The organism is Thermoleptolyngbya sp. M55_K2018_002 (assembly GCF_015295965.1).
Classification (GTDB): domain Bacteria; phylum Cyanobacteriota; class Cyanobacteriia; order Elainellales; family Elainellaceae; genus Thermoleptolyngbya; species Thermoleptolyngbya sichuanensis.
Genome location: NZ_DVEA01000240.1, coordinates 17,980 through 27,372, shown reverse-complemented (window position 1 = coordinate 27,372; position 9,393 = coordinate 17,980). Strand labels below are relative to the sequence as shown.

The window sequence follows — 9,393 nt, the reverse complement described above, 5'->3', positions numbered from 1 at the left end:
GGGACAGACACTTCAACGCTGAGCATCACGGTCACGCCAGTCAACGATCCACCGATTGATGGAGACGAAACTCTTAGTGTTGCCAAAAACACCCCGCTAAGTGGCAATTTGCTAGACAACGCAACAGATGCAGATGGTGATGCACTTAGCGTTATCGAGTTCACAATTGACGGTGATACTTATTACAGTGCAGGCGATACTGCCACAATTCCAGGCATTGGCACACTGACCATTAACACAGATGGTACGTTCACGTTTATTCCGGTTACGGGCTATGTTGGGCCGGTGCCGCCTGTGATTTACACCGTCATGGATAGTAGCGAGACGACGGATGTATCTACGCTCAGCATCACAGTTATTCCTGCCAATAGCGCCCCTATTGATGGCAATGAGACCCTCAGTGTGGCAAGAGACAATCCGCTGAGCGGCAATCTACTGAGTAATGCGACAGATGCCGATGGCGACACGCTCAGCATCACCGAGTTCACCATTGGCACAACCAAGTTCACTGCTGGACAAACAGCCAACCTGCCGGGGATTGGCACGCTGACTATTAACGCGAACGGCACGTTTACGTTTACTCCAGCAACGGGATATACAGGGCCAGTGCCGCCTGTGGCTTACACCGTCAGCGATGGCAACGGTGGCACTGACACCTCGACACTGAGCATTACAGTCACAGGGACGGATGGAAATCCTGCGCTTACGATTGATTTGGATGCAGACGATAGTAGTGGTGTTTCTGGGCAGGATTATCAGACCCGCTTTGTGCAAGGATTTCCAGCGCCGATTGCTGATATTGACCTGACGATTAACAGCGCTGGCAGCACGATTCTTCAGCAGGCTGTGATTACATTGGTCAATCGACCGAATGGGTCTTTGGAGAGCCTTGGTATTCGGGGTGCCCTGCCTCCGGGGATTACCGCCTCCGCCTATAACCCGACGACAGGGCAACTGATTTTGAGCGGTGCGGCATCTCTCGCGGATTATAAGCTGGCGATCGCCACCATCACCTACAACAACTCCGCCCGCTCTGTAGATACTACCAATCGCACCATCACGGTGGTCGTCAGCAATGGCACGCTGACCAGTCCGCCTGCGACAACCACGATTGAAATTGCGTCCCAAACCACCTCCAATAGCTCCTCAGGGTCGGACACCATCATCGGAACCGATAGAGATGATATCTTAAACGGGTTTAGCGACCGAGACATCATCTACGGTCGAGGCGGCAACGACATCATCAACGGCGGCAGCGATCCTGATGTTCTGCGAGGGGATGAAGGCGACGATATCCTCAACGGCGGCACTGGAAACGATGATCTGGACGGCGGGGATGGAAATGACATCATCAACGGCGGCGGCGGCAACGACCTGATCCACGGTCGAGCAGGCGATGACCTCCTCAACGGGGGGCGCGGTCGAGATCGGATTTTTGGCGGCACGGGTCGGGATACGCTAAACGGCGGCGGTGGCAACGATTTGCTAGTAGGTGACGAAGGCGACGACGTGATTAACGGGGGCCGCGGCAACGACCGGATCATCGGCGGTGCAGGACGCGATCGCCTCACCGGTGGACAAGGCAATGACACCTTTATCTATCGCTCGAAGGCCGAATTTGGCGACACCATTACTGATTTTGAGATTGTGCGCGATCGCATCGATCTGCGAGCCATCTTCCGAGGTCGTGGCTCCATGAGTAACATCCGCCTCCGTCAGGTGGGTGCAGATACTCAAGTGGATGTCAAAATTGGGGGTCAGTTTGCGACCCTGGGCGTGCTAGAAGCCGTAAATGCAAACACCCTGCAAGCTCGTCACTTTATTTTCTAGAAGGTATCTGGGTCTTTCTGGATATTTCCAGATACCCTCTAGTCGCAGTTCCTGCGGTCTTATCTTATTTGCCTCGTGTTTTGTCGAGCTTACCCCTAACCAAGATGAAGTGTTTTCCCCTAAAGCTTGTTTCCTGTGGACTCCTGCTAGAGATACTGCTGAGTGGTTTTCTCAATCCAAGCCCCATCAACGCCCAGGAAGCCCCCCCGCCCGATACTCCCACGAGTGATTCTGCAATTGACCTGGCCATTCCAGTGCGGGCTAGCGCAGGCTACAACACGGGTGGATCGGGTTACGAAGAGGCAGTAAACCTGGAAGGATTTATCCCGCTGCATCAATCTCCGGGGGAGCGGATTACCTTCCTGGAGCCAAGGCTTTACCTGGGTGAAGAGAGCAACGTCGGAGGCAGTCTGCTTCTGGGGCACCGATTCTACGATGCGGATGACAACCGGATCTGGGGGGGCTATCTGGCTTACGACAATCGCCAGACCCGGCGTAACACGTTTCATCAGTTGGGGCTGGGGGTAGAAAGCTTAGGCGCGATTTGGGATTTTCATTTCAATGCTTACCTGCCGATTGGCGATCGCCGTCAGGTCGATCGCGAACAGGAGATCAGCAGCATTCTGAACACCAGCACCCGCTTTCAGGGCAACTTTCTGCTCCTAGAAAATCTGATCGAGGAGCAGCGATTGCGAACCTACGAAGCGGCCGCTGGCGGGTTTGACCTGGAAGCAGGCGCTCGGCTTGCCCACTGGCAGGGAGGAGACTTGCGAGGCTATGGCGGCATCTATTTCTATGACCCCACAGGCGGCGACAGCGCCTTGGGTTGGCGGCTGCGCCTGGATGCCGATGTCAATCCTAGCCTGAACCTCGGCCTCGCCCTCCAAGATGACGATCTGTTTGGCACTAACTTACTCTTCTCTGCAACGCTCACCTTTCCCCGCATTCGCCCTCGTGGGCCAATTGGCAATCCGATGCTGGTTCAGGCTCGACTCGGGGAACCAATTCTGCGGGCGCGAGGCATTGCCCTTGATCGTCAACAAGAAGTCGAGCGCTCGACCCAGCAGGTGACGATGCCCTTGATGAACCCGGAAGAAGAGCAGCCGTATCGGTTTCATCATGTGATTTTGGGCCGGGGGGCGGGCGGCGACGGGACGTTTGAGCGACCCTTTGGGACGATTCAAGCGGCTCTCAATGCCACTCGCTCTGACGGCAACGATGTGGTGTACGTTGATGCAGGGCGCAGGGTAAACATTCCTGCCTTCACCATTCCCGATCGGGTGCAGGTGCTATCCCAGGGCCCCGTGCAGCTACTCGGTGGCTTGCCCTTCCCTGGCTTTCCCAGAACAGATGTGCGGCTACCCTTTTCCCCAGTCCTGAATTACCAGGATGGTGTTTTGGTGCGGCTGCCTTTGTCGGGTGATGGCAATTTTCCGGTTATCCGGGGTGGCGGCCCAGATCTGGTGAGATTGGGGAACCGCACCGTCTTAGCCGGATTCCGTCTGGAGGATGCGGCGGGCAGTGCCATCGTGGGCAATGGCGTTCGAGACGTGGAACTGCGCGACAACTCGATTCGGAATGCGGGCGATCGCGGCATTTTCTTGGACAACGTGACGGGCAGCGTCGTCATATTTGACCATCAGCTTCGCAACATTGCGGGCGGGGCGGGGTCTGGGCAGGGGATGCTGATTCGCAACACTACTGACGATACGACCCAAGTGACCATTGCCCGCTATCGATCCAGCAGTCAGCGGGTGGGGATTGAGATGGTGGTAGAGGGCGATCGCCCCGCTAGCCTCACACCCGAACAAATCATTACCCTGCGAAACGTGGTGATTACAGACAGCCGCGACCAGGGACTTTTGGTGCAAGCCAACGACGTAGGCAACCAGCAAATCGACCTCCGCCGGGGCCGCATTCTCAACAGCGGTGGCCAGGGAGTTCTGATTCAGGCGGATAACACAGGCTCTCAGGAGGTCACCCTGGAAAACGTTGTCATTCAAGGCAGCAGCGGCGCAGGGGTGCAGGTTGTGGGCAGCGTGCTGGATAGCCTGACGACCTCTGCCCAGGAAGTCTACCTCCGCCGCAACCGAATTGAAAATAATGGCGGCGCAGGCATTGATATCACGGCCAATGGACTGTCGGCTCAGGAGTTTGGCATTGGGAACAACATCATCCGCAACAACGGCGGGCCGGGTATTCAGGCCGTTGCAAACAATCGTTCGTTTCAGGAATTTGTGACCGACCCAGATAACAACTCTCGCGGCATCAGCGACAACGAAATTTCTGGGAATTCGCAGGCAGGCATCAGCCTCACGGCGAATAGTGCTGCCACTGTGATTGCTGATATTCAGGATAACCGGATTGCCAACAATCTGACGGCAGGCAACCCAGATTTGACCGTTGCATCAACCAGCAATGCCGCTGATGTGTGTGCAGTGGTGAACAACAACAGCAGCGCAGCCGGAATTCGCCTGAGCAATCCAGCAGGGGGGCTATTTGAGGTGGGCGATTTGCCAACGGTTGCCACGCGCAACACGGGGACGGTGCAAGTGCTGCCGGGGCCGCCCGTGTTTACGAACAAGCCGGGGGCGCAGTCTTGCTTCCGATAGTTGAGCCGTCTGTTTGCGATCCTCGCATTGATTGGCGATTTTGGATTTTGGATTTGCGATTTTGGATAGCCAGTCAAGCGTCTGCGGGGCTTCCAGGAGGTTCAGGCGTAGCGCCTCTGAGTAGCGCCTCTGAGTAGCGCCTCTGAATAGCACTACTGAGTAGCACTACTGAGCGCCACTTAGCGCAACTCATATTAGCCCTCCGATCGGTTGAGCTGCACGGTAAACACAGTCCCTTCCCCCAAGGTGCTTTCCACGCTGATCTGACCGCCGTGGAGGTCGATGCAGCGTTTGGCGATCGCCAACCCCAGCCCCGTGCCGGGAATTTCGCCGACGTTGCTGGCCCGATGAAACGGTTCAAACAACTGCGGCAGGGCCTCTGGCGGAATGCCAATGCCCTCATCTTTGACCTGAAGCCCAATCGTGTCCGGTTGGCAAAACACCGTCAGAGATACGCAGCCCCCTTCTGGAGAATATTTCACTGCATTTGACAGCAGATTGTTCACCACATGCCACAGCAGCTTGTGATCAAGCTGGGTGATGCAAGGCGCTCCATCCGAAAAGAATGCCAATTCGCACTGATGATCTGAGGTATAGCGCCAGACCTCGACCTGCTCTTCGCAAAAGCTGGCAACATCGATGGGCGTAGGGAAGAATTCCAGATGGTCGGAATGCATTCGCTCTAGCAGGAGAATATCTTCTAGCAAGAGGCTGAGACTTTCGGCCGCGGTTTGAATCTGCTGAAGATGCTGCTGCTGTTTATCCGGAGGGAGCAGGTTGCCATAACGTTGCAACGAGTCGGCACAGGCGCGGATTGCCATCAGCGGCGTGCGAATTTCGTGAGAAACCACTGCCAGATGTTCGGCGCGGCGCTGCATTTCGGCTTCGGTCAATTGCTGAGCCGCTTCGGCAGCAGTTTCGGCGCGATGGCGGGCCAGGGCAATTTCAATCGTGGTCGCCAGAATGCGATCGTTAAAGGGTTTGAGGACATATCCATAGGGGTGCGAGGCTGCAACCCGCTCTAGCGTGGCCTGATCAGCATTGGCCGTGAGATACACCACGGGAATGTGGAGCTGGGTTTGAATTTGTGCGGAAGCATCGATACCGTCCATCTCTCCGGGCAGCCGAATGTCCATTAGCACCAGATCTGGCCGCAGTTGCTCGGACTGGCGCACTGCGTCGATGCCCGTGTCGGCAATTGCTACAATCTCGTAGCCAAACCGCTCTAGCGATTCCCGCAAGTCATACGCGATGAGGTGTTCATCTTCAACAATGAGCAGACGAGTGGGTGGCATAGGACGGCAAGCGGTTAAGCAGACGGGTTTGCGATTGGGAAGCGAATAATAAACGTTGTCCCCGATTCGCGCTGAAGCTCCAGGTCGCCCTGCAACTGAGCAACTAGGCTGCGGACGATGACCAGTCCCAAGGAGTTGGTGTGCTGCCAGTCCAAATCGGGCGGCATTCCAACGCCATCGTCGCTCACTGTTAGCGTTCCCAGATGGGATGTCGTGCTGTCGGCGGGTGGCTGAATTTCTACGCAAATAGTAATATTACCGGACTGGCCCTCTGGAAAGGCATATTTTAGGGCGTTGGAGACTAGCTCGTTGATGATCAGTCCGCAGGGAATAGCCGCGTTGAGGTTGAAGCTGAGTCCGTGGGTGGCGATCGCCGGAACAATGTGCTGCTGGCTCACCCCATAGGTCTGAAACAGATTGGCCAGCAGCGGACGAATGTAGTTATCCAGGTCGATTTTCGAGAAATTGGCTGATTGATAGAGCTGTTCGTGGATAATCGCCATCGACTGCACCCGATTTTGGGATTCTAGCAGCAGCATGGCCGCGGTGCGATCTTCCAGGCGGCGGGCCTGCATTCGCAGCAGGCTGGAAATCACCTGCAAGTTATTCTTGACGCGATGGTGGATCTCTTTGAGCAGCACCTCTTTTTCCTGGAGGGAGGTGCGAATTTGGGCATCGGCCTGTTTGCGATCGCCAATTTCCTGCACCATTGCCACGCCATAGCCCAGTCGGCTCAGATCATTGCGAACAAAGCAAGCCGTCAACTCTACCCAGAGGATCTGCCCGTTTTTGTGAATCAGGCGCTTTTCAATGCGGAAATGGGGAACTTCTTGCGGGCTGCTGGGGCGACTGGTTTCGCGCATGGCTTGCTCCAGCAGCGGCGCAGACAAATTCCAGTCGGTCGGATAGGTAATATCTGCGGGGGTGAAGCGGGTCATTTCCTCTGGGGTATAGCCCAACATCTGACAAAAGCGCTGGTTTGCCCGCAGGATGTGCCCCGTCTCTGGCGACAGCAGCAGAATGCCAATCGGGGCGTTTTCAAACAACTGTCGAAACATTTCTTCGCTCTGGCGCAGCGCGGCTTCGGTTTGTTTGAGGTGGGTTACGTCCATCGTCACGCCGATCAGCTTGACCGCAACGCCCGCGTCATCAAATAAATATGTGCCCCGTTCGTAGAGCCAGTGCGTAGAGCCATCTAGCCAAACGACCCGATACTCTAAGTCGTAAGGCGTGTGGGTTTGTAAACAGTCGTACTCAATTTTGTCTAGCCGCTCTCGGTCGTCGGGATGCACCCGGTCATAAAACGACTGGTGAACCGGGCGGGGGCTGATTTCGTTTCCGTGGGAATCCAGCACGCGCCCGTCGGCATCAGTGCAATAGCCCAAAACGGCGTAGTTTTCGGGCGACCAGGTTTGCGCTCCGGTGGCCATGTCGCGCTCCCAGATGCCCATTTGGGCGGCAGAGAGGGAAATCTGGAGTTGGGCGGTGCGTTCGCGTACTCGCTGTTCGAGTTCACGATTCAGCCGATGGAGGTCGGCTTCGACTCGCTGGCGCTCGGCCAGTTCTGTCTGAGCCGCTTGATAGAGATTGGACTGCTGAATGGCGATCGCCATTTGATCAGCCACGAGCCGAATCAGCGCTACCTCGTCTTCTCGCCAGGCCTTGATATGGCGATTGGACGATAGACCCAATGCCCCCCACACGATTCCCTCAACCCGTAGTGGTACCAGCAGCCAAACTGCTGCTGTTGCCTCATCTTTCGCCGGATAGGCAGGGTCTACCAGAGCCAAGTCTTCGCTGCGATCGATCTGCACAATTTCCAGGCGCTTGAGCCGAGCCGCAATCGGGTTATTGTCATCGGGAATCTCTAGACCCGATGGGCGAAAGTTGGCGCTGTGGGCATAGCTGGCCACATCCACCCATACTCCCCGCTGCGAGTCGTAGCGCGACACCCAAACGCCGTTCACCGCCAGCAAGAAAGCGACCTCGCGGGTGGCAGTGGCGAAGACATTTTGCAGGTCAAGCGAGTTGCGAATCGCCTGCATGACCCGGTTGAGCGCTCGTTCGCGGGCAAACTGCTGATGCAGCGAGGCTTGGGCCTGCAAACGATCGGCCTCAATTCGCTTGCGATCGCTGATGTCTCGCAGGATGGTGGTGAACACGACCTCTCCACCCTGCACCAACCTGGACACCGAGGCTTCGGCCGGAAACTCGCTGCCGTCTTTGCGGCGGGCCCGCACCTCGCCTAAAAGCCGATTGCCCCATTGCTGCGGCCGTTCTAACTGATGGGGCGATCGCTGATGGGGCGATCGCAACGACGTTGACTCATGGATTGCTTCACGGTCTGTTTCAAAGAAATCCTGGGGCAGCAGCAAATCGATTGACTGCCCCATCACCTCAGCGCTGCTGTAGCCGAAAATGCGCTCGGCACTCTGATTAAACAGAATGATTCGCTGAGACTGGTCAACCGAAATAATAGCGTCTGCCGCAATGTCGAGAATGCCCGCCAGCCGCGCCTCAGACAGCCGCAACGCGGCTTCGGTTTGTTTGCGACTGGTGATATCCATAATGATGCCAATCATGCCAGTGGGCGTGCCAGAGGCAGTATATAGCCCCCGCCCTAGCCCCAGCACCCAGCGGGTGGTGCCATCGGGCAAAATGATGCGATATTCGGCTCGATAGTCAGTTTGCTGGATCAGCGCCGCCTGCACGTTTTCTTCGACCCAAGACAAGTCATCTGGATGGACAGCCTGCTGCCAGTGTTCGTAGGTAGGTTCGACATCGGTGGGAGACAGTCCTAATAACCGAAAATGATTCTCGTTCCAATCCAGTCGGCCAGTAGCCAAATCCCATTTCCAAGTGCCCACATGGTTGAGATCTAAGGTCAGCCGCAGCAGGGACTCTTGCTCTTGCAAGGCTAGTTCTGCCTGCTTGCGGTCGGTGATGTCTATGCTGAGGGTGTTAACGATCCAGCTTGTCTGTCCGTCAGCAGACCTAGTGGGCTTTTCTACGCGAAAGCGCGTAGAAATCCACCGCAAGCCAGTGGTTTTGTGGGTAAAGCGATATTCCACTGCAAAGGTGCGCTGGCTGGGTGGGGTGTCTGCATAAACCGCGAGGATATTGGCAAAGATGGTTTGGGCGATCGCCCGATCGTCTGGATGAACCTGCTCATGCCATAGACCAGGCTGCGCGATAAACTCCTGTGCGGAGTAGCCAAAGATGTAGGCATATCCAGCAGAGCAGTAGGTGTAGTACCAGCGCCCATCGGCAAAGTGTCGAATCTGGGCGATCGCCGCATCTACGCCATCGAGCAATCCCTGCAACTGTTCCCGAATCTGCTGCGCGGCCTGGGCCTGCTGAAGCGCGGCCTGCTGCTGCTGAAGTTGGGCTTCTAGCTCGGCAATGCGCGATCGCAGTGCGGCTTCGCCCTCTGGAACCCAGCCCAAATCACCCGCCTGCGCCGCAGACGAGACCAGGGGAAGCTGAGATTTAGGCGCTTGCGATTCGTCCATCGGATACTGTCATCGGATACTGTTCAGACAAACATGAAGTGGAATGGAGGGCGATCGCACACTAGCTTTATAAAAGCTCTAAAGAAACGGAAATAAACCCGTAAATTCTCATAACTTAGACAACGGAACTGCCGCCAGTTTTTT

General features: G+C 56.2%; 4 protein-coding genes. 2 read left to right on the top strand and 2 right to left on the bottom strand.

Translation table 11 applies throughout. The annotated features are described in order from the left end of the window. Together IGS51_RS11985 and IGS51_RS11980 are read left to right on the top strand one after the other, a co-directional pair. On the top strand, positions 1–1,830 hold a 1,830-nt coding region (locus IGS51_RS11985), incomplete at its 5' end, for an Ig-like domain-containing protein (protein ID WP_297078604.1). Positions 1,831–1,934: 104 nt separating this feature from the next. Beyond that, entirely contained in the window at positions 1,935–4,442 is a 2,508-nt protein-coding gene (locus IGS51_RS11980) for a right-handed parallel beta-helix repeat-containing protein (protein ID WP_297078603.1), read from the top strand. 194 nt (positions 4,443–4,636) lie between these two features. Here the strand turns inward: IGS51_RS11980 and IGS51_RS11975 are convergent, their stop codons facing one another. Both IGS51_RS11975 and IGS51_RS11970 read right to left on the bottom strand, forming a co-directional pair. Beyond that, positions 4,637–5,737: an ATP-binding protein gene (locus IGS51_RS11975; RefSeq protein WP_297078602.1), complete on the bottom strand. Its 1,101-nt coding sequence runs from the start codon at positions 5,735–5,737 to the stop codon at positions 4,637–4,639. A gap of 14 nt (positions 5,738–5,751) precedes the next feature. After that, the gene (locus IGS51_RS11970) at positions 5,752–9,249 is read right to left on the bottom strand and encodes a PAS domain S-box protein (protein WP_297078601.1); all 3,498 of its coding nucleotides are present in this window, start codon (positions 9,247–9,249) and stop codon (positions 5,752–5,754) included. Positions 9,250–9,393 lie beyond the last annotated feature (144 nt).